Source organism: Nakamurella sp. GG22 (assembly GCF_052976845.2).
In genome coordinates this window covers 33,634-53,515 of the sequence record NZ_JBRIIO020000014.1, presented here as the reverse complement: position 1 = coordinate 53,515, position 19,882 = coordinate 33,634, and the positions used below count along the sequence as shown (strand labels likewise).

At 67.8% G+C, this 19,882-nt stretch carries 17 protein-coding genes; 9 read left to right on the top strand and 8 right to left on the bottom strand.

From position 1 onward, the window contains the following. Positions 1-16 precede the first annotated feature (16 nt). A complete protein-coding gene (locus ACVBEQ_RS15140; RefSeq protein ID WP_447154138.1) occupies positions 17-1,954 on the bottom strand; it encodes a glycoside hydrolase family 2 protein in 1,938 nt (645 codons plus the stop codon). Positions 1,955-2,349: 395 nt separating this feature from the next. Here ACVBEQ_RS15140 and ACVBEQ_RS15135 point away from each other — a divergent pair, with 395 nt between their 5' ends. The 6 genes from ACVBEQ_RS15135 to ACVBEQ_RS15110 all read left to right on the top strand — a co-directional run bounded on the left by ACVBEQ_RS15135 (position 2,350) and on the right by ACVBEQ_RS15110 (position 9,114). Continuing rightward, complete coding sequence (locus ACVBEQ_RS15135; protein WP_447154137.1) at positions 2,350-3,705, top strand: ABC transporter substrate-binding protein; 1,356 nt, start codon at positions 2,350-2,352, stop codon at positions 3,703-3,705. A 1-nt stretch (position 3,706) separates the two neighbouring features. Beyond that, entirely contained in the window at positions 3,707-4,669 is a 963-nt protein-coding gene (locus ACVBEQ_RS15130) for a carbohydrate ABC transporter permease (RefSeq protein ID WP_447154136.1), read from the top strand. Next, positions 4,666-5,547, top strand: a complete 882-nt coding sequence (locus ACVBEQ_RS15125; RefSeq protein WP_447154135.1) for a carbohydrate ABC transporter permease — start codon at positions 4,666-4,668, stop codon at positions 5,545-5,547. Before ACVBEQ_RS15130 ends, ACVBEQ_RS15125 begins: the two co-directional genes overlap by 4 nt. A 173-nt stretch (positions 5,548-5,720) precedes the next feature. Further along, entirely contained in the window at positions 5,721-6,635 is a 915-nt protein-coding gene (locus tag ACVBEQ_RS15120; protein ID WP_447154134.1) for a glycoside hydrolase family 43 protein, read from the top strand. A gap of 101 nt (positions 6,636-6,736) precedes the next feature. Further along, positions 6,737-7,771: a LacI family DNA-binding transcriptional regulator gene (locus ACVBEQ_RS15115; protein WP_447154133.1), complete on the top strand. Its 1,035-nt coding sequence runs from the start codon at positions 6,737-6,739 to the stop codon at positions 7,769-7,771. 134 nt (positions 7,772-7,905) lie between these two features. Next, positions 7,906-9,114 (top strand): DUF6544 family protein, encoded by a 1,209-nt coding sequence (locus ACVBEQ_RS15110; RefSeq protein ID WP_447154132.1) that lies wholly within the window; start codon positions 7,906-7,908, stop codon positions 9,112-9,114. Here ACVBEQ_RS15110 and ACVBEQ_RS15105 read toward each other — a convergent pair. Continuing rightward, positions 9,042-9,320: a hypothetical protein gene (locus ACVBEQ_RS15105; RefSeq protein WP_447154131.1), complete on the bottom strand. Its 279-nt coding sequence runs from the start codon at positions 9,318-9,320 to the stop codon at positions 9,042-9,044. The genes ACVBEQ_RS15110 and ACVBEQ_RS15105 overlap by 73 nt on opposite strands. A gap of 202 nt (positions 9,321-9,522) precedes the next feature. Then, positions 9,523-10,851, bottom strand: a complete 1,329-nt coding sequence (locus tag ACVBEQ_RS15100; protein ID WP_447154130.1) for a serine/threonine-protein kinase — start codon at positions 10,849-10,851, stop codon at positions 9,523-9,525. A gap of 207 nt (positions 10,852-11,058) precedes the next feature. Here ACVBEQ_RS15100 and ACVBEQ_RS15095 point away from each other — a divergent pair, with 207 nt between their 5' ends. After that, complete coding sequence (locus tag ACVBEQ_RS15095; protein ID WP_447154129.1) at positions 11,059-12,240, top strand: OmpA family protein; 1,182 nt, start codon at positions 11,059-11,061, stop codon at positions 12,238-12,240. A gap of 85 nt (positions 12,241-12,325) precedes the next feature. After that, a complete protein-coding gene (locus ACVBEQ_RS15090) occupies positions 12,326-14,887 on the top strand; it encodes an ATP-binding protein (protein WP_447154128.1) in 2,562 nt (853 codons plus the stop codon). A gap of 18 nt (positions 14,888-14,905) precedes the next feature. Here the strand turns inward: ACVBEQ_RS15090 and ACVBEQ_RS15085 are convergent, their stop codons facing one another. The 4 genes from ACVBEQ_RS15085 to ACVBEQ_RS15070 form a co-directional block, all read right to left on the bottom strand. Beyond that, positions 14,906-15,346 carry a CBS domain-containing protein gene (locus ACVBEQ_RS15085; RefSeq protein WP_447154127.1) on the bottom strand — a complete coding sequence of 147 codons (441 nt, stop codon included), beginning with the start codon at positions 15,344-15,346 and terminating at the stop codon, positions 14,906-14,908. 119 nt (positions 15,347-15,465) lie between these two features. Beyond that, entirely contained in the window at positions 15,466-15,828 is a 363-nt protein-coding gene (locus ACVBEQ_RS15080) for an iron chaperone (protein WP_447154126.1), read from the bottom strand. A gap of 92 nt (positions 15,829-15,920) precedes the next feature. Then, positions 15,921-16,877 carry an antibiotic biosynthesis monooxygenase gene (locus ACVBEQ_RS15075; RefSeq protein ID WP_447154125.1) on the bottom strand — a complete coding sequence of 319 codons (957 nt, stop codon included), beginning with the start codon at positions 16,875-16,877 and terminating at the stop codon, positions 15,921-15,923. A 28-nt stretch (positions 16,878-16,905) separates the two neighbouring features. Continuing rightward, on the bottom strand, positions 16,906-18,306 hold the full coding sequence (locus ACVBEQ_RS15070) for an amidohydrolase family protein (protein ID WP_447154124.1): 1,401 nt from the start codon (positions 18,304-18,306) through the stop codon (positions 16,906-16,908). A 288-nt stretch (positions 18,307-18,594) separates the two neighbouring features. Here ACVBEQ_RS15070 and ACVBEQ_RS15065 point away from each other — a divergent pair, with 288 nt between their 5' ends. Continuing rightward, positions 18,595-19,176 (top strand): hypothetical protein, encoded by a 582-nt coding sequence (locus ACVBEQ_RS15065; RefSeq protein ID WP_447154123.1) that lies wholly within the window; start codon positions 18,595-18,597, stop codon positions 19,174-19,176. A 54-nt stretch (positions 19,177-19,230) separates the two neighbouring features. Here ACVBEQ_RS15065 and ACVBEQ_RS15060 read toward each other — a convergent pair whose 3' ends face one another. Then, positions 19,231-19,794 (bottom strand): mycothiol transferase, encoded by a 564-nt coding sequence (locus ACVBEQ_RS15060; RefSeq protein ID WP_447154122.1) that lies wholly within the window; start codon positions 19,792-19,794, stop codon positions 19,231-19,233. Positions 19,795-19,882 lie beyond the last annotated feature (88 nt).

The following is a 19,882-nucleotide window of genomic DNA, read 5'->3' as shown; positions in this document are numbered from 1 at the left end:
TCAGTTCCTCACAGTTTCAGTTTCTTGTGGTGTCGACGACGCCGTCCCGGCTGCCGTTGACCCCCACAATGGCGGCGTCGTAGCGACCCTGCGACTCGGCCATCGCCCGCTCCAGGTCGACGCGCTCAGCCGGCAGGCTCTTCGCCGGTGCGGCGATCACCCGGCGAAGGACGGCCGGGTCGAGTTTGGGTCGCCGGTCGGCGGTGAGCAGCCCGTTCGATTCCTGCTCGGTGTCAGCGAGCTGGGTGTAGCAGAAGCCCGCAACCTCGGAACTGTCCAGCAGGGCGCCGATCATCCCGGCGAGCCGGCTGACGAGTTCCGGTTGATCGGCGACAGCGGCGTAGCCGAACCACTTCTCACCCTCGTCGGGCACGTAGCTGAGGCCGCCGAACTCGGTGATCATGACGGGTCGGTCGCCACGCACGACCTCGCCCAGCAGGAGCCGGCGACGGGTCGCGCCCATGCTGCGCAACTCACCATCGACCGCAGCGGCCGTGCCGTACCGCTCGGCGAGTTCGTCACCGGTCGCGGCGTAGTCGTGGATCGACAGGATGTCGCTCTCGGTGTGCTGCCACCCGTCGTTGGAGATGACCGGCCGGCTGCCGTCCAGGGCGTGGGTGAGGTGGTAGAGCGCGGTCGCGTAGTGCTGCTGCCGCGCGTCGACCCCGATGTCCTGCACCCCCCAGCTCTCGTTCAGCGGCACCCAGGTCACCACGCAAGGATGGCTGCGGTCGCGTCGGACCGCTTCCGTCCACTCCTGCACCAGGCGCTGCACCGCGACTGTCCCGAACTCGTAGGCGTTGGCCATCTCGCCCCACACGAGCAGGCCGAGCACGTCGCACCAGTACAGGAAACGCGGGTCCTCCAGCTTCTGGTGGACCCGGACGCCGTTGAAGCCGAAGTCCTTGATCAGCTCCACTTCCCGCCGCAGTGCGTCGTCGCCGGGTGCGGCGAGGTGCGATTCCGGCCAGTAGCCCTGGCTCAGGACCATGCGCGGGAAATACGGCTCGCCGTTCAGCAGGAAATGGCCCATCTGGACTCCTGCGGATCGCAGACCGAGGTAGCTCTGCACGGTGTCCGCGGCCGAGCGGTCCGCGTCAACGACCGTGACGACGGCTTGAACGAGGTTCGGTTGTTCGGGTGTCCACAGCAGGCGTTGCCGGTCCTGCCCCTGGAGCAGCGCCGGGACGCCGATGTCGAGCGCTGCGCGGTCACCCGCGACCCGCCAGCTCTGCTCGGCCAGCACCTCCCCGTTCAGCGACAGCGTGACCTGCACCGAGGCGGCCCTGACCGGGTACCTGTTGAGCTCGACATCGAGCCGCACCATGCCGGTCGCCGGATCGGGCGTCCATGCCAGATCGGCGAGGTGCAGATCGGGCACCGGTTCCAGCCAGACAGGCTGCCAGATCCCGGTGGTGCGGTGGTACCAGATGCTGTGTGGCTCGACGCGCCAGTCCTGTTTGCCCCGGGGCTGTGTCGCGTCGGTCGGGCGATCCTCCGCCCGGACGACGACGGTGTGCAGGGCGGCCTCGCGCGCGTCCGCCGTGCCGGTCCCGCGGCGCTGCCGCAGGACGTCGGTGATGTCCGCGGAGAAAGGCGTGTGGCCGCCCTCATGGGTGACGGCGAGTGCGCCGTCAACCCACACCGATGCGCGGTAGTCCACCGCTCCGAAGTGCAGCAGCGTCCGCTCGCCGGTAGGGGCGGTGAAGGTTCTGCGGTACCAGACGACGGGGTGGTGGGTGGTGTCCCCGATCCCGGACAGCGCCGACTCAGGAGGGAACGGTACGACGATCACCCGGTCGAACGGTTGGCTTCCGCTGGGCCAGTGTTCGGTCAGGCCGACGTCGTCGTCGTCGTAGCGGAACTCCCACTCGCCGCAGAGGTCGACCCACTCCTCGCGAACCAGCTGTGGTCGGGGATAGGAACTGTCATAACCGTCTTCGGTGGAGTGCACGAGCGCCTCTCGTCGTCATGGACACCGTCCTGACCGAGTCGCCGGCGCGCGCCCGACCGCATGGGAGCGGGCTGCCACGGCGCTTCCTGCATGGGGCGGCGAAGGCTTTACAACGTTGTTCCAACGATGTATACACTCCCTAGTCGTTCGTAGCAACCGTCCTACGGCAGCGGAGAAACTTGATGAATCGTGCGGCGTTCCTGCTGCTCAGGGTGGCTCGTAACGATTGCGTCGACCTGCGATTCAAGAGGTTCACCAGGGGTTACTCGCACTCCGTCGACCCGCAGTCCGTCGACAACTGTCGAACGTCGCGCCACTGACCTTCGAGTTTGACCACCGCGCTACCCGCCGCACCACCCACCGCGCCACCCGCACCGGATCCATGGAGGCTCCACATGCCAGCGTCACCACTCACCTCCCGCACGTTGTCACGCCGGACCTTCTTCGGCACGGTCGGCGCGGCCGGCGCCTACGCCGCCCTGGTCGCCTGCGGTGGCACCAGCGCTCCACCCGGCGCCGGTGGTGGAGTCACCAGCGGCGCATTCGGAACCGCAACGGTCTACGATGGCCCGCCGGTCACCCTGGGCTTCTGGAACGGCTTCACCGGGGGTGACGGTCCCTTCATGAAGAAGCTGGTCGAGCAGTTCAATTCGGAGAATCCCAACATCAAGGTGGAGATGAACACCTTGCAGTGGACCGATTTCTATTCGAAGGTGCCGAACGCGGTTTCCGCGGGCGCCGGGCCGGACCTGGCTGCCATGCACATCGACCAATTGGCGACGAACGCGGCCCGCAACGTCATCATCCCATTGGACGAGGTCGCGTCCGCGTTGGAATACACCGAGGACGACTTCGACCAGACGGTGTGGACCGCGGGTATTTATAAGGACAAGCGCTACGGCATCCCGCTCGACGTGCATCCACTGGGCGAATACGCCAACATGGGCCAGTTGAAGAAGGCGGGCATCAATGAGATGCCCACCGACGAAGCGTCTGTGAACGCTGCGGTCGACGCCTTGAAGAGCAAGGGCGGCGTACCGCAGCCGTTCTGGATGAGCGCGACCTTTCCGGCGCACCTGATCTTCGTCTCATTGACCAGCCAGTTCGGCGGCAGCATCTACAACCCCGAGGGGACAACGGCCACGTTCAACTCTGACGCCGGGGTGGAATCACTGAACTGGATGACATCCTTGGTCAAGTCAGGTGCCAGCCCGGCCAACGTCGCCAGCGATGCGGAGGCCCAGGCGTTCCGGCAGCAGCGGAACTCCCTGACGTGGAACGGCATCTGGATGATGAACGAGTGGGACAAGGTCAACGGTCTCGAGTGGGCGGCCGCACCGTTGCCGACGATCGGGGACAAGCCGGCCGTCTGGGCAAGCTCGCACAACCTGACGGTCACCAGCCAGGCAGCGAAGGATCCCAACAAGCTCGAGGCCGCGCGGCTGTTCATCGCCTTCATCTCCGAGAAGTCCATCGAGTGGGCCAAGTCGGGCCAGGTGCCGGCCCGCAACAGCGTTCGCGAATCACCCGAATTCACCGAGCTCGAGGTGCAGAACACACTCGCCCAGCAACTGCCGAACGCGGTCTTCCCGCCCACCGTTCCCGGGATCGGTGACGTCACCGCGCCGACCTACGAGCTGGCGGTGAACCAGGTGATGCTGGGTAAGGCACAACCGAAGGAGGCACTGGACTCCGCGGCGTCGAAGGCTAACCAGATGCTCGAGGACAACCGCGCGAAGTACGGCTCCTGAGATGGTCACCACCGCCGAGGCTCCGGCGCGGCCGGGCGAAATCAGGAGAAGCAAAATCGGCGCGCCCAGCCCGGCGCAACGTACAGGACTGGGCACCAGCCTGATCTTCATCCTCCCGTACCTGATCCTGTTCGGTGCGTTCGTGCTGTACCCGATCGTCTACGGGTTGTGGATCAGCCTGCACGAATGGGATTTCCTGCTGCCCGGGAAACCGTTCGTCGGACTGCGCAACTACACCGACCTGTTCACTTCGGGCACTGTCAACTCGGAGCGTTTCTGGCAGGCAATGCTCGCTACGGGCATCTTCATCGTGTTGTCCGTGCCGTTGTTGATCGTGATTCCTTTGGCGCTCGCGATCGCGCTGAACAAGAAGTTCAGGGGCCGCAACGCCCTGCGGGCGCTGTTCTTCGCTCCTTACGTGCTCGGTGTTGCCGTCATCGGCCTGCTGTGGCGCTACCTGCTGGATCCGAATGTCGGCGTTGTCAACTATTACCTCGACGCGCTCGGCCTCGACCGGATTCCGTTCACCACAGCGACTCCGTATGTGTGGATCGCGCTGGTCGTGCCCACCATCTGGTGGACCGCCGGCTACAACATGGTCATCTTCCTGGCGGGCCTGCAGGACATACCGAAGGAGCTGTACGAGGCGGCGTCCCTTGACCGCGCAACCGCCTGGCAGCAGTTCCGGAACGTCACCCTCCCCGGCCTGCGCCCGGTGATGGTGTTCGTCCTGACCATCACGATCCTGGCGTCTGCCAATGTCTTCGGGCAGCCCTACCTGATCACCCAGGGCCAACCCGGTCGTGAGACACGAACGATCATCATGCTCATCGGCGAAGAGGGACTCCGACAATTCAACATGGGCAGCGCATCGGCGATGAGCACCGTGCTCACAGTCGCGCTGCTCGGCATCAGCCTGTTGCTGTTGACATTCATGCGGGAGCGCAAGGTGAAGAAATCATGAGCACAGCCACCCCGAGCGCACCGCCGGTCGCCCCGAAATCCGCACCGCGCCGCAGGGGCCTCTCCGCGAAGGTGATCTGGCGAATCCTGCTGCTGGGCCTAGTTGCGCTGTTCTTCCTGGCTCCACTGCTGTTCATGGTCAGCACGGCTTTCAAGCCGAGCTCAGAGGTTGTCGACCCCAATCTCAGCGTGTTTCCGCGCGATCCGTCCACGGAGAACTTCAGCACCATTCTCGGCGCCCCGCAAACGCCGGTCCTCCAGTGGTTTCTGAACTCGCTGATCGCGGCGACAGCGCAGACAGTCCTGGTGGTGGTGGTCGCATCCATGGCCGCATACGCCTTGGCGCGTCTCGCATTCCCGGGGAAGAAACTGCTGACCGCTCTCGTCCTGGCAACGCTGTTCGTTCCACCCATCTCGCTGCTGGTGCCCAATTACGTCCTGGTGTCCCAGCTCGGCTGGTTGGACTCGCTGACCGCGGTGATCGTTCCGGGTGCCGCGGGCGCATTCGGCGTCTTCTTCCTCAGGCAGTTCTTCTTGGCGCTGCCTGTGGAGTTGGAAGAGGCAGCAATGATCGACGGTGCGGGGAAATGGCGCACTTTCCTGACGGTCATCATCCCGTTGTCGAAGCCGGCACTCGCCACGCTGGCGCTGCTCACCTTCCTGGCGAACTGGAACGACTTCCTGTGGCCGTTGTACGTGTTGTTCAGCCCGGAACGGCTGACCATCCAGCCAGGCCTGTCAACGCTTCAAAGCGCCTACACGACCGATTATTCGATCATCATGGCCGGTGGCGTCATTGCCAGCCTTCCGGTGCTGATCCTGTTCCTGATCAGTCAGCGATTCGTTATCGAAGGTGTCTCCCGCAGCGGCATCAAGTGAAGTCCCGACGGCGGATGCTCCGGCCGGGTGCGGCAACGCGGCTGGCCGGAGTGCTGCTCTCGTGCGCGGTCATCGCCGGCTGCGCGGGTGCTGACGGCGGCTCCCCATCGACACCGTCCGCGTCGCCGTCGTCCTCTGGCTCCGATGAAAGTCGCAGTGCCGCAGCACAATCCGTGGGCGGGGACGAGTTCGTCAACCCCGTGGTCGACACCAACTTCCCGGATCCCGCCCTGCTCGAGTCGGATGGAACGTTCTATCTCTATGCGACCGAGGGTGAGGGCCGGAACATCCAGACGATGACCTCGTCCGACCTGGTGTCGTGGGAGCCGGGGGAGGACGCGCTGCCGCAGTTGGGTGGTTGGGCGTTGCCGGGCAAGACCTGGGCGCCGGAGGTCATCGAGGTGGGCGACGGGTTCGTGATGTTCTACACGGCCGCCGATGAGACCTCGGGCCGGCAATGCATCGGCCGGGCGGTCGCCAAGGAGCCGGCCGGGCCATTCGTCGACGACGCCGATGGTCCGTTCGTGTGTCAGGCGGAACTCGGCGGGTCCATCGACCCCAACCCGATTCGGACGCAGGACGACTCGCTCTATCTGTACTGGAAGAACGACGGGAATTGCTGCGGCGAGCCGGTCGATATCTGGGGCCAGGAACTGGACGCGGACGCCGCGGCGCTGGTCGGGCGGCCGGTGGCTCTGCTGAGCAATACGCAGGCATGGGAAGGCGACCTTGTCGAGGCGCCGCAGATGATCGTCAACGGCACGGATCATGTTCTCTTCTACGCGGCGAATGCGTACAACACCGACCAGTACGCGCAGGGTTACGCATCCTGCGAAGGGCCGCTCGGGCCGTGCGTGGCGGCCCCGGAGCCGCTGCTGCAGTCCAATGCGGCGGCGGCCGGCCCGGGTCACGGCTATGTGTTCCAGCGCGACGACCAGACGTGGATCATCTATCACGCGTGGCCGCCGAACGCGGTCGGATTCGTCACTCCCGGCCGTCAGCTGTGGCTCGATCCGGTGCAGTGGACAGCCGGCAAACCCGCTGTCGACGGCCCGAATCCGGACCCGCAACCCCGTCCGGTTCAATGAGCCTGCTGGTTGGCCGGTGGGGTGGTCCACGAAACGGCCCAGTGCGGAAGACTGAGGGGTAAATCGGCCTGTTCGCCCGATTGTGTCGATGCGGAGGACCCGTGGCGGAATCTCGGTTGAAGGACGTCGCGCAGGCGGCCGGGGTGTCGGTGAAGACCGTGTCGAACGTGGTCAACGGGTACCCGGGGGTGACGCCCGCCATGCGGGCGCGAGTGGAATCGGTGCTCAAGGAACTGAACTACCGGCCCAATCTGCATGCCCGGAGCCTGCGCACCGGCCGGACCGGGCTGATCGCGATGGTGGTGCCACGGCTGGACGAACCGTACTTCGCCGAACTGGCGCGCTGGGTGGTGACGGCCGCCGAGGTCGAGGGATGGACGGTGCTGGTCGACCAGACGGCGGGCGACCCGGACCGCGAGGCCTTCGTCGTGGGCACCAACCGTCCGCGGCTGCTCGACGGGGTCATCCTGAGCCCGCTCGCACTGGATGACGAGGCGCTGAAGCAGCGCGACCACAACGTGCCGCTGGTGTTGCTCGGTGAGCGGGTCACCCCGGCGGCCGGCGCCGATCACGTCGCCATCGACAACGAGGCGGCCTCCCGGCTGGCCACCGATCACCTGCTGACGTCCGGACGCCGGCGGATCGGGGTGATCGGGAACCAGCAGGATCGACGTCGGGCGACCCCTCAGCTCAGGCTTCGCGGTTTCCGGGCGGCGATGGCCGGTGCCGGCGTGAAGGTCGATGAGTCGCTCATCGGCGAGGTCGGGGAGTTCCACCGCCGTGACGGGGCGGAGGCAGTGCGCGCGATGTTCCGCGCCGGTCACCGGCCGGATGCGCTGTTCTGCCTGAACGACCTGCTGGCACATGGGGCGATGCGGGCGCTGGCGGACCTCGGCGTGACGATCCCGGACGACGTGGCCGTGGTCGGGTTCGACGATGACGAGCAGAGCTCGTTCTCGGTGCCGACGTTGACCTCCATCGCGCCCGACAAGCAACAACTCGCCCAGCTGGCGGTGGCGGCGTTGGCGAAGCGGCTGAACGCGCAGGGTCCGCTGCCGGCCAGGGAGATCATCGCGCCGTTCCAGCTGATGGTGCGGGAGAGCTCCACAGCACGGCACCCGGCGACCGCCGGCTGACGCCTGCGCGAAGGCGCGAGTGGCCGGGATCGCCGTACCTTCGGGACCTTCGGCAGTACCCGCCGGGGGGAGTCCGGCGCACGCTGACGGGTGGTGGGAAAGCACCGCGCGTCGGGTGAATGCCGGAGTAGATCATGAGAACCGCAGTTCGTTGGATCTTTGCTGTTGTCGTCATTCTTCATGGTCTGATCCATCTGCTGGGCGCGGTCAAGGGTTTCGGGTGGGCGCAGGTCGAGACGCTCACGGCGACCCCCTCCGTGGCGGCTGCCGCGGCCTGGTTGGTCGCATCCGTCCTCCTGATCGCCACCGGCGTCGCGCTGCTGATGGGCACCCGCTGGTGGTGGATCCTCGGTGCGGTCGCGCTGATCCCGTCCCAGGTGCTGGTCACCTCCAGCTGGGTGGATGCGAAGGCAGGGCTCGGCGCGAATCTCCTGCTGCTGATGGGCGTCATCTATGGATTCGCCTGTGAAGGGCCGGTCGGGTACCGCGCGAAATACCGCCGCCTCCGCGCGGCAGCGCTGGCACGTCCGGGCATCGACGGAACGGTGACCGACGCCGACCTGGCCGCGCTGCCGGATCCGATCGCCGCCCATATCCGGCTGAGCGGCGCCGTGGGACAACCGCGGGTGGGTAACTTCCGGGCGCGGATCCACGGCCGCATCAGGGGCGGCCCCGACAAGCCGTGGATGAGCTTCACCGGTGAGCAGGTGAACACCTACGGGTCGGTGCCGGGCCGGGTACTGCTGATGGACGCCACCATGTTCGGGTTGCCGGTCGACGTGCTGCACGCGTTCACCGGACCGCACGCCACCATGCAGGTGAAGCTGTGCTCGCTGCTGCGGATGGTCGACGCGAGCGGCACCGAAATGGACCGGGCGGAAACGGTCACGATGTTCAACGACCTCTGCGTCCTGTCGCCGGCCGCCCTGGTCGACGCCCCCGTGCGCTGGCAGCCGATCGACCGGTGCCGGGTACGCGGCGAATTCACCAACGGCGCACACACGGTCGCGGCGGAACTGACGTTCGACACCGACGGCCGTCTGGTCGATTTCGTGTCCGACGACCGCCTCCGGGCGGCACCCGACGGCAAGAGCTTTGTCCGGCAACGCTGGTCGACGCCGATCGGGGACTACCGGCGGCTGGGAACCCGGACGCTCGGCACACGAGGCGAAGCCCGATGGCACGCTCCGGAACCGGAAGGAGAATTCGCCTATCTCGAGTTCGTGGTCGACGCCATCGCCTACAACGCCGGACCCGACACCTCGGGGACCTACGACGAATTGCCGGTCAGCACCGTCGAATCGTCGATCTTGAGCGAATCGCCGTCCCGGACGACGACGTAGGCGGTTCGTTCGGTCGACACCCGGCCGTCGGTGAAGTAGTAGGTGATGGTGGCCTCGGCGGAGTTCGGTGGCGTGCCGCTGATGTCGGTGGCGGTCACCCGGGAGACACCGTCCCAGAAGGACTGGTAGTACTCGCGGTCCTGGGCGATCCCGTTCTGGAACGTGGGAGTCAGCCGCTCCCAACCGGCGTCGGTATCACCGGGCATGATCGCGTAATAGTCGGCGATCGCGGCCGCGAGTTGTGCGGCCGTCGGTGCACTGTCGGCGGGGGCCGGCGCCGGCCGCTCCGCCGCCGAGGTCCGGCTCGTCGAGGTAGGCGCGGTCGTCCTTGATTCCGCAGTCCTCGATTCCGCAGTCCTCGAATCCGCGGTCGTGGCTTCGTCGGATGTGGTTGTGGCCGAGGCTGTTTCAGCGGCGCTCGTCGCGGGCGGAGTGCTGTCGACCGCGGGCGCAGGTGCGGCGCTCGCCGCGGCCTGCGCCGAGGACGGAGTGCCGGGTGACGAGGAAGACGCCGAGGCCGCCGCGGACGTCGACGGCCCGGTCGCGCCGCCCGGGTCGGTTCCGGCCACCTCGTCGTCGCCGGACTGCAGCGCTCGCACGCCGATCACGATGGAGGCAACCAACACCAGTGCGATCACCGTCGCGATCGCGGCGGTGACCGGCCGGCGGCGCTGTGCCTCGGAGTCGGTTGTGCTCGCCGCGGCGACCGGCCGGCGGCGCTGTGCCTCGGGATCGGTTGTGCTCGCCGCGGCACGGCCGGCGGCGCTGTGCCTCGGGCTCGGTTGTGCTCGCGGCGACGGCCGGCAGCCCCAGGGTCGGGGTGGCCGGAGGCGGCGGTCGCTCAGGTGCGCGCTCGGCAACCGTTCGGCGGAATGTGGCCTGTTCGGCACTCTGACGGTCCGCGGGCGCGGAACCGCCCTGGCCGGCCGCGGCGGAGCTGGTCAGCGAGGCGAGAACCTCGGCCATCGACGGCCGATCGGTCGGTTGGGTCGACAGCATCCGCAGCAGCAGCGGGGTGAGCGGCCCACTCTGCTGGGGCGGCAGCATCCGCCCGGACGCCACCCTGTGCAGCAGCGCCATCGGGTTGGGATCGGACCCGAACGGCGGAAACCCCTCCAGCGCCGCGTACATCGTGGCGGCCAGCGAGAAGACGTCGGCGGGAAAACCGGACGGCTCACCGCGCGCGACCTCGGGTGCCAGGTAGGCAGGTGTCCCGGTGACGATGCCCGTCGAGGTGAGACTGACGTCGCCGACCGCATGGGAGATCCCGAAGTCGGTCAGCTTGGCGCTGCCGTCCTCGCTGATGAGCACGTTGCCGGGCTTCACGTCCCGATGGACGATCCCCACCCGGTGCGCGGCGGTGAGTGCCGACGCGAGATCCGCCCCGATCCTGGTCACCACACCGATGTCCAGCGTGCCGGTCTCGCGCAGCACGGTGCTCAGACTCTTCGACGGGACGAACTGCATGATCAGGCACGGGTGGCCGTCCTGCTCGACCACGTCATACAGGGTGACGGCATGCGGATGGTGCAGGCGTGCGGTGATCCTGGCCTCGCGGATCACCCTCAGGCGGGCCGTGTCGTCGGGGCAGGAGCCTGGCTGGGTGAGCAGCTGCTTGACGGCGACCGGTCGCTGCAGCAGCTCGTCCCACGCTTCCCAGACCGACCCCATGCCGCCGACAGCGAGCTGTTGGACCAGCCGGTACCGGCCCGTGATCATCGTCCCCGCCGCAGTCATCAACACCTCCCTCTCGACAGCCTCTCGACAGCCTCTCGACAGTCGGGCCACCGTGGCCAGTTCTCCTTTACCCGCGACCGCCGCAGCTGACGCACCCCCGAGTCCGCCATAGGGCATTTCCGGGACAGGGCAACCTGAATCGGGCACCGCAGGTATCGGCACGCCGCGCGTTTCGCTGTCGCAGGGGCACGTGTCTTAGCCTGGTTCATGCTCCGATACCGCCGCAACCGACCCTCCGACACCCGGGCCGCGGGTCCCCGAGCCCTCCGCAGGCTGACTGTCGGCTGTCTCGCGCCGGCGTTGTTGGTGCTCGGCGCCTGCTCCTCCGACTCGTCCTCGGACGCCTCGGCCGGCGGCACGACCTCCTCCGCGGAGGGTCCGGCGGAGCCGGTGAAGGTGGCGGGCAGTGTGGTGAGCACCGCGGGATCCGCCGACGAGATGAACGTCGTCGTTCCCGCGCCGATCGCCCAGGCCTGGGGCGAATTGGGGCAGTCCGGCTCCGGTCTCGAGTGGGTGTCGGTGGCCGGCGACGGCACGACGAGCACCGAACCGGTCGACCTGACAGGAGACGCCGGCGCGGCCACGACCGAGCTCACCGACAAGATCAACCAGGTGCAGGCGAAGTCGCCCGGCCGTTCGGCGCTGGCCGGCCTCGAGGCCGTCGATTCCCCGAAAGGCAGCCCGGTGTGGGTGTTCTCGCCGCTGCTGGACACCGACGGCGCGCTGGACTTCAACCAGTTGGCGTTCGACGAGTCGCCTCCGAACGCCATCAAGGCCGCCAAGGCGGCCAAGGCCATCCCCGATCTCAGCGGGCGCGACGTGACGTTCGTGGTGACCCCGGTGGCGGGCAAGCAGGACGCGTTGTCGAAGCTCCAGGTGGGCTACCAGCGCGCGATCTGGGAAGGCCTCGCGACCACGGCCGGAGCGGCCTCGGTGACATTCTTCGACGGGACCGGCACCACCCCGGGAACCGGGACCATCCCGCCCGTGCCCGTCCCGGACCCGAACGACAAGATCGACTCGGAGCAGCAGGGCGCCACGCGGACCTGCACCCTGCCGTCGCCGGCGCTTTTCGTACCCGATGAGCCCGCCCTGATCGACAAGGCCGCGACGCTCAAGGCTCTCGACGAGTGTGTGGGAACGCTCGACGCGACTACCCGGATCACCGTTGCCGGGCACACCGCCGGCACCCCGGGCGGTGACGAGGCGTTCGCCAAGGACCTGTCGACCAGGCGGGCGACCGAGGTGGCCGCGCTGCTCCGGGAGCTCGACGTGCCGGCGAAGAACATCGCCGAGGTCGTCGGCTACGGCAGCTCCCGGCCGCTGGTGGAACCCTCGTCCGATCCGGGAAACCGTGCCGTGGTGGTGACGTTCAGCTCGACCGGCTGAGCCATCCGGGCCTGTTGCCCTCTTGCGCCGGACGAAAAGCGCGTCGGGTTCGTCGCTCCTGCACAATGTGGTGTCGATGTCGCGCATGGTGACATCGCATCAACTGCTGATGCCGGAACGGATCCGGTCCGCGACCCCGGGTGGTGAAGCTATCTCGTCCACGGACGCTGACGTTCCGGCGCTCTTCGAGGGTCCGGGCGAGATGAAGGCGCGATACCGGTCGCACGACTGGTCCCGTACGGCGCTCGGCCCGGTGGCGGAATGGTCACCTGATCTGCGGCTGATGGTCCGGGTGTGCCTGAACTCCGGGTTCCCGATGTCATTGCACTGGGGCGAGCAACTGGCGGTGCTGTACAACGACGCCTTCATCCCTGCCCTCGGGTCGGAGAAACACACCCGCGCGCTGGGGATGCCCAGTGCCGAGGTCTGGCCCGAGCAGTGGGACGTGATCGGTGAGCTCATGCGGCAGGTCCTGTCGCGGAGAGAGCCGGTCGCCCGCGACGACCTTCCGCTGATCCTCGAGCGCAACGGTTTCCCTGAGGAGTGCTACTTCACGTTCTCCTACAACCCGGTGCTCGACGACCACGGCACGGCGGTCGGCTTCACCAACATCGTCAGCGAGACCACCCGTCAGGTGCTGAGCGAGCGGCGCCTGCGGCTGATGCAGAACCTGGGCACCGTGTCGGCGACCCGGGCCGGCAGCACGATCGATACCTGCCGCGCTCTGTTGGGCGTGCTGGCCGGCACGCGGCAGAGTGTCCCGTTCGCCGCCATCCTGCTGGCCGACGAGGAGGGGGAGCGAACCCGGCTGGTCGGTTCCTACGGGGTCGACCTCGGCTGGTCGGACGGGACCGTGGTCCCCGTCGGCTCCATCGAGGCCGAGACGATCGCCCGGGTCATGCAGAACGGACACCCCGAGCTGCTCACCGACCTGCGGCGGCGGATGAACGGCTCCATCTCGCCCGGGCCGATCGGCCCGCTGATCGCCGACGAGGCGATGGTCCTGCCGTTGACCGTGGCGCTCGGTACCCGGCCGATCGGGGTGATGGTGCTCGGGGTGAATCCCTACCGCCCGCTCGACGAGGAGTTCCGCTCGTTCCTGGTTCTCATCGGCCTGCAGATCGGCAGTGCGCTGCATGATGCCAAGGCCTACGAGATCGAGCGCCGTCAGGTTCAGCTGCTCACCGATCTGGACCTGGTCAAGATGGAGTTCTTCCAGAACGTCAGCCACGAGTTGCGGACGCCGCTGACCCTCCTGCTCGCGCCGCTGCAGGACCTGCTGACCCCGGTCGATGCGCTCGATTCGGGCCAGCGCGAGCACGTGGAGGCTGCGTTGCGGGCCGCCCGGCGGTTGCGCCGCATCGTCGACGCGTTGCTGGACTTCGCGCAGGCCGAGGCCGGATCGCTGGCGCCGCAACGGCAGTCGGTCGACCTGGCAAAGGTGACCACGGAAACGGCCAGCATGTTCCGCTCCGCCACCGAGCATGCCGGTCTGCACCTGGATGTCGAGGTGCCGGGACCGACGATGGCGCTGGTCGACGTCGGCATGTGGTCGACGATCGTCACGAACCTGGTCTCCAACGCGGTCAAATTCACCGCCTCGGGCGGGGTGCACGTACGGATCACGGCGACCGACAGCGCAGTGGTGCTGACCGTGGCGGACACCGGGATGGGCATCGCCCCCGATGAGCAGAGCAGGGTCTTCGACCGCTTCTACCGCTCACCTGCCGGCGGCGCCCTTGGCGGGGCGGGGATCGGGCTGGCGCTGGTGTCGGACCTCGTCCATGCCCACGAGGGCCACGTGCAGGTCAGCAGCAAACCCGGACAGGGCACGACGTTCACCGTCACCGTGCCGCGGGGGGCCCCGATCGACGAGCTGTCACCGGCACCGTCGATGCGCGGGGCCGATGATGCCGATTCGTCGGCCGCCGAGCTGCGGGACGCCGCGGGGGAGACCGCCGGCCCGGGCAGTGCCGCTGTCGTCGCCGATCCGCCGGCCGAGGTGCCGCACCTACTGCTGATCGAGGACGACGAAGACCTGCGCAGCTACCTGACCGGACTGATCGCGAACGACGGCTGGCGGGTGACAGCGGTCGGCGACGCCGAGTCGGCGACTGCGCTGATCGGCGAGAGCGGAACGGTCGCAGCGGACCTCGTCGTCACCGACGTGATGCTGCCCGGCAGCAGCGGGCTCGAGCTGGTGGCCGCGCTGCGGGCCGACGCCGCGACCGCGCGGTTGCCGATCATCGTGTTGACCGCGCGCGGCGGCCCGGAGGCCGCGACCGACGGCCTGAGCGCCGGCGCCGACGACTACATCGTCAAGCCGTTCGCATCGAACGAGTTGCTGGCGCGGGTCCGCAGCACCTACGAACTCAACCGCGTCCGTCAGGCGGAGGTCGAGCGGGCCCTGTCGAGGGCGGGCCAATTGCGCTCCGCGCTGGACAGCAACAGGACCATCGGAACCGCCACCGGGATCCTCATGACGACCTACCGGCTGGCCGCCACGCAGGCGTTCCAGCTGCTGACCCGGGCGAGCCAGGACAACAACCGCAAGTTGCGTGACCTGGCCGCACAGGTCGTCGAGGACGGCAAGCTGCCGTTCCGGCCGACCGATGTCGACCACCTGCTGTCCCGCATCAAGCACTGACGGTGGCCGTGCCGAGCGTCAGTTCGGTGGCCACCAGTCGCGATCCCCGAGTTCGAGATCGTCGTCGTCGACGATGGTGTCGACCAGATGCGCGGCGATGGCGTCCAAGGTGATCAGACCGACCAGCAAGCCGTCCTTGACCACCGGCAGCATGGGGACCGGCTGGCCGAGGATCAGATCGAGAACGGTGGAACCGGCGTCGTCGTCAGGGTGAACGGTCGGACCGGGGGCGGTGATCAGCTCGCCCGCTGCCATCGTCCGGGGATCCCGGCCGTCGGCGACGCACCGGTCGATGATGTCCTTCGAGGTCAGCATCCCCACGTACTCGCCGTTGTCACCGCACACCGGCACCGCGACCGCCGCGTGGGCCCGCAACCGGCGGGCGGCCGTGACCACCGATTCCGCGCGGTGCACCGATGGCGCCGGAGGGCCCATCAGTTCCCGCACGGACGTGGTCATCAGGGCCCTTCTGAACGGCAGGTGTGCTGCACCCATCATCTCTGCTGTCAGTCGTTTCCCCACTGTGCGTCACGAAACGCGGCTGCGCCAGCTACATAGGGTGCGGATTCCGGCGTTCCTCATCCCGGGGGTACGGCCGAGTCCGCGAGCAGCAGCGTCACCAGGCGATCGATCAGTTCGTAGGGCATCGGCGAGCTGTAGGGGAACTTCACCGTGCTCTTGCCCGATCGGTAGGGGGCGATGTCACGCTCGAACCGCGGATCACCGTCCGGCACGGGATACAGGGCGACATGATGTTTCCAGCCGGCAAAGTGGACGAGCGAGTGACCGTTCAGGGTGATCGTGGGCATGTTGTATTTGATCGCCTCACCGGTACCGGGGGTGATCGCCCCGAGCCGCCGGCGCAGTTCCTGCAGGATCGCCCGGACATCGTCGGGGAACTGGCGAAGGTAGTCGTCGACCGTGGCCACCTGATCCGGCATGTGTCCGCTCCCTGCGCGAGGTCGGTCCGAAAGTATGAGCACTGACCTTATTCCGTCGAGAGCTCCGGTGGACCGGGCTCGGCGCGGATCTTTCAGCCCGGGTAGTCCCAGAATTGCAGCCAGGTCACCGAGGCGAAGAGCGTGAGGGTGGCGGCATAGACCACGGCGACGATGGTCGCCCCGCGGACACTGACCGCCAGGTTTGCTCCGTCGACGGGATCGAGCCACCGGCGGAACCATCCGGTGACCACGGGCATCAGGAACCAGGTCATCAGGCCCACGCTCACGATCTGGCTCAACCACATCCCCAGCCACTCAGGAGTTCCCAGGTCGGTCAGCACCGGCCCGAGGAATCGGGACAGCGTCATCACCGTGGGGTAGAGGACCATCAGGACGAGCATGGCCGTTTTCCAGTTCGGCGTCACCGTCGTGGTGCCGCCCTGGACGCGCAGGATCGAGCCGAACGGTGTGCTGTGGGTGACGACCGCGAAGTCCTCGGTGAGTTGCGAGCGCAGCTCCGGCAGCGCGCTGCGCCGTTGTTCGGAGCTCAGCCACGACTGGAGCTGATGATCGGTCCGGAAACGGAGGATCGAGATCCATTGTCCTGCAATAGCGTCGGACTCCAGCACCGCGCCGCCCTCGAACCCGGAGAAGGCCGCGCTGAGCCGGACGAGTTGCTGCTGCGTGGCGAGGAAATCGGCCGTCCGCTCGGGGCTGACGGCGTGCCGGAACAGGCCCACCCCGGTCGGCGGGGCACTGCCGTCGACGATGACGATGTCGGCGCAGCACCGCGGGAAACCGGACGATGTCGCCGTCGAGAGCACGGCGCGCCGCTCGTCGGAGTCGAGCCAGCGGTGCAATGCTTCCTCGGAGTCGAAACTCACCGCTGTCGCCCAGTCCAGGCCGGGCGAATCCCCGTCATCGCCGCTGCTGTCGCGGAAACCGGGACAGCGGGCTGCGGCCTCGAAAAGGCATCGGCTCCAGCGGAGAAAGGCTTCACGGTCGCCGATGCGGTGATACACCGTGACGGCGGTGGCCTGCGGACTCATGCCGTCCCCCTCGAATCGCCGCGCAGGATCAGGACCCCTCGATGCGTCGACCCTGGACGTAGACCTCGGTGATGGCGGGCTCCCGCATGCTCATCAGCAATCCGAACAACGTCTGGTCCCTGGCCAGTTCCGGGTCGTCCGTGCGGGCACCGTGGTTGATCGCCCCGTCGAGCGGCGGCCACGCGCGGGGGTCGACGACGAGGAAGTCGGCCTCCCGGCCCGCATCCAGATTCCCGATGCGGTCTTCCATGTCCAGGGCGCGGGCACCGCCGACCGTTCCGAGGAAGAGCAATTGGGCCGGATGCAGGGAGATCCCGGCATCACCGGGCTCGGAAATGTGCACCTTGAAAGCGTCGGCCAGCACCTGCGGTATCAGCCATTCGTCGCCGCCACCGAAATCGGTCCCGACGGAGATCGTGACGCCGGACGCGACCGTCTTCTTCCACGGCATCGTTCCCGACCCGAGGAATTGCTGGGAAACCGGGCAATGCGAGATGGAACTGGCGGTCTCCGCCATTCTTCCGAGTTCGCCGTCCTGGCAGTGCACGCTGTGCGCGAGAATGCTCCGCCTGCCCAGCAGGGTCGACCCGCCCACCGTCGAGCCCGGCAGGAATTTGCCGTCGTAGGTGTCCAGGTAGGAATCGACCTGGTAGACGCTCATGGTGGTTGCCACCTCACCCGTCCCGGGCCGGTTGTTCTCGTTGAGGTGACTGTGGAAATAGACGCCCCTGTCGCGCACCTTGTCGTACAGCTCGCCGAGGTTCCGCAGCGTCTCTGTGGTCACCGACAACGAGAACCTGGGAACGATGGCGACCTGGAGCAATGCCGTTGCCGGATCACCGGTGTCGGCCGCGTGCCAGCGGTCGATCTCGTCGGCGGTGAGCCGGATGGCGTCCTGCTCGCTCGTCATCAGGGCCCGCGCGGAATCCGGCCCGACCGTCTGGATGCCACGCCCGCTGACGATCCGCAATCCTCGGCGATGGGTTTCGGCGAACAATGCATCCTGCGCATGGGGGAACGCCGACCCGAACACCACAGCCGAGGTCGTTCCGGCCGCGACTCGTCGATCACAGAAATCAGCAGCGGCCCGGGCGGCGAACGCGGCGTCGGCGAAACGGGATTCCGCGGGGAACATGCACAGGTTCAGCCATTCCAGCAGCTGGCCGCCGCCGTACGCGTCACCGCTGTAGGTCTGCGGGAAATGCACATGGGTGTCGACGAAACCGGGCAGCAGGAATCCGGGCCGATGGTCGAGAACCGTCCAGCCCGCGAAGTCCGCCGGTAGGTCGTCATAGCGGCCGGAATAGACGATCCGGCCGGCCGCATCGACGGCCAGGGCGCCATCGGGGACGGACACCAGCGCATCTGCACTGTCAGTGACGGACGGCCGTCCGGTCAGATGGAACAGATGACCCCGGTGAACTCGCATGGGCCGACCCAAGCACAGCCGACACCCGGAACAGCGCGCAACTGACAGCGAATCCAGAGTCGAACCGATCGGGCGAAGGCCGATGGCTGTCCGTCACGGCCGCCCGCCGTCGCCCATCCCCGATGTGTGGATCGCCGTCCACTATCAGGGGTGACCGCAGGTCACGGGCCAGATCAGCGACATGAAACCGTCTGCGGTCCGTCCCACCTCCGACGGAGCCGGCTCGGTCGACCGGTCAGCTGTACCCGCTCTGCCCGACGCCCGAGGACGAATCACAGAGGAAGCGTGATGTACAGCGATCAGCTCGGAACCGCTCCGACCCTGGACGAGCGGCGCCGTGAATCCCGGCCTCCGCCGGTCGCGCACCGATCCCATCGCCGCCGCCGACTGATCGTCGCGTGCTCGGCCGGGCTGTTGTTGTTCATCGCCGGGATCGCGGTGGGCGCCGGCGCCGGCCGGAGCGGCACCGGCGCCGTTGCCGTGGTCCCGCCCACCGTCACCATGACCGTCGCTCCTCAGACAGGCGACCCCGCGGACAGCGCCACCGATCCCGCCGCGGTGAACGGGCAGATCGCAGCCGGGCAGATCGGCGAAGGGGCGGTCGCCGGCGCCGCCGACCCGACCCTCACCGCCGTCGACCCGACCCTTTCCGACGTGACCATCGCCGACGGCGACTGGTTCATCGGCGCCCAGGTGCGTGCCGGCAGCTACCGCAACACGAGCCCGGACTGCTACTGGGCCAGGCTGTCCGGCACGTCGGGAACGCTGGCGGAGATCATCGCGAACGGAATCGGCCCGGGAGTGGTCTCCATCGCACCCGACGACTACGCGTTCACCTCGAACCGGTGCAACTGGGCGTTCCTGGGCTGACCCGCCGGCGGCCACGCCGATGCCCGCGGCCGCACTCGCATCGCATCGAGTTGTTCACTGCTGCGGCGGGTCCTCTCCCACCAGACCGTCGATGGCCTCACGGAACAGGTCGGCGTGGCCGACGTGCCGGGCGTATTCGTCATGCAGGTCGGTCAGCACCCGCCGGGCGTTGGGCTGGAAGTCCGGGTTGAAGGTGAACTTGACCAACCGGTCCAGGCCCCCGTCGGCGGAAACCTCGTCGACCGCCGCACGGCACCGCGCCGCGGCCTCGCTCCACAACCGGTACAGCTCCTCCGGGGAGTCGGCGGCGGCCGAGTGCCACGGGTACTCCGGATCGGCATCCCAGTCGACGGACCGCCAGGGCGCCGGCATGTCCTGCACCCGGCCGGTCAGCCGGACGACGGTCCAGTCGTCCACGAAGGCCAGGTGCTTGACCAGCCCGCCGAGCGTCATCCTGGACGGCGGATGCGGCCTGTTCAGCGCCTCCGCATCGAGACCACCGACCTTCCAGGCGAATTGGGCCCGACAGCGGTCGAGGTCGAAGCGGAGCATCTCGATCTCGCCGGCCGTCATCGACGGCTCGGCAATGGAGGTGGCAAGAGTGGTGTCGTTGGTCATTCCGGGGACGCTAGGGTCGGTTCCGGCCGTTTCGCTTCCGGATTGCGGAGGAACTTGTGGTCAAGCTCGACGCGAGTCCGACGGCACG

What these genes read in the sequence shown, in the direction of transcription:
- ACVBEQ_RS15135 (WP_447154137.1), top strand. Translation starts at nt 2,350, where the DNA reads ATGCCAGCGTCACCACTCACCTCCCGCACGTTGTCACGCCGGACCTTC.
- ACVBEQ_RS15130 (WP_447154136.1), top strand. Translation starts at nt 3,707, where the DNA reads ATGGTCACCACCGCCGAGGCTCCGGCGCGGCCGGGCGAAATCAGGAGA.
- ACVBEQ_RS15125 (WP_447154135.1), top strand. Translation starts at nt 4,666, where the DNA reads ATGAGCACAGCCACCCCGAGCGCACCGCCGGTCGCCCCGAAATCCGCA.
- ACVBEQ_RS15110 (WP_447154132.1), top strand. Translation starts at nt 7,906, where the DNA reads ATGAGAACCGCAGTTCGTTGGATCTTTGCTGTTGTCGTCATTCTTCAT.
- ACVBEQ_RS15105 (WP_447154131.1), bottom strand. Translation starts at nt 9,320, where the DNA reads ATGCCCGGTGATACCGACGCCGGTTGGGAGCGGCTGACTCCCACGTTC.
- ACVBEQ_RS15100 (WP_447154130.1), bottom strand. Translation starts at nt 10,851, where the DNA reads ATGACTGCGGCGGGGACGATGATCACGGGCCGGTACCGGCTGGTCCAA.
- ACVBEQ_RS15095 (WP_447154129.1), top strand. Translation starts at nt 11,059, where the DNA reads ATGCTCCGATACCGCCGCAACCGACCCTCCGACACCCGGGCCGCGGGT.
- ACVBEQ_RS15090 (WP_447154128.1), top strand. Translation starts at nt 12,326, where the DNA reads ATGGTGACATCGCATCAACTGCTGATGCCGGAACGGATCCGGTCCGCG.
- ACVBEQ_RS15085 (WP_447154127.1), bottom strand. Translation starts at nt 15,346, where the DNA reads ATGACCACGTCCGTGCGGGAACTGATGGGCCCTCCGGCGCCATCGGTG.
- ACVBEQ_RS15080 (WP_447154126.1), bottom strand. Translation starts at nt 15,828, where the DNA reads ATGCCGGATCAGGTGGCCACGGTCGACGACTACCTTCGCCAGTTCCCC.
- ACVBEQ_RS15075 (WP_447154125.1), bottom strand. Translation starts at nt 16,877, where the DNA reads ATGAGTCCGCAGGCCACCGCCGTCACGGTGTATCACCGCATCGGCGAC.
- ACVBEQ_RS15070 (WP_447154124.1), bottom strand. Translation starts at nt 18,306, where the DNA reads ATGCGAGTTCACCGGGGTCATCTGTTCCATCTGACCGGACGGCCGTCC.
- ACVBEQ_RS15065 (WP_447154123.1), top strand. Translation starts at nt 18,595, where the DNA reads ATGTACAGCGATCAGCTCGGAACCGCTCCGACCCTGGACGAGCGGCGC.
- ACVBEQ_RS15060 (WP_447154122.1), bottom strand. Translation starts at nt 19,794, where the DNA reads ATGACCAACGACACCACTCTTGCCACCTCCATTGCCGAGCCGTCGATG.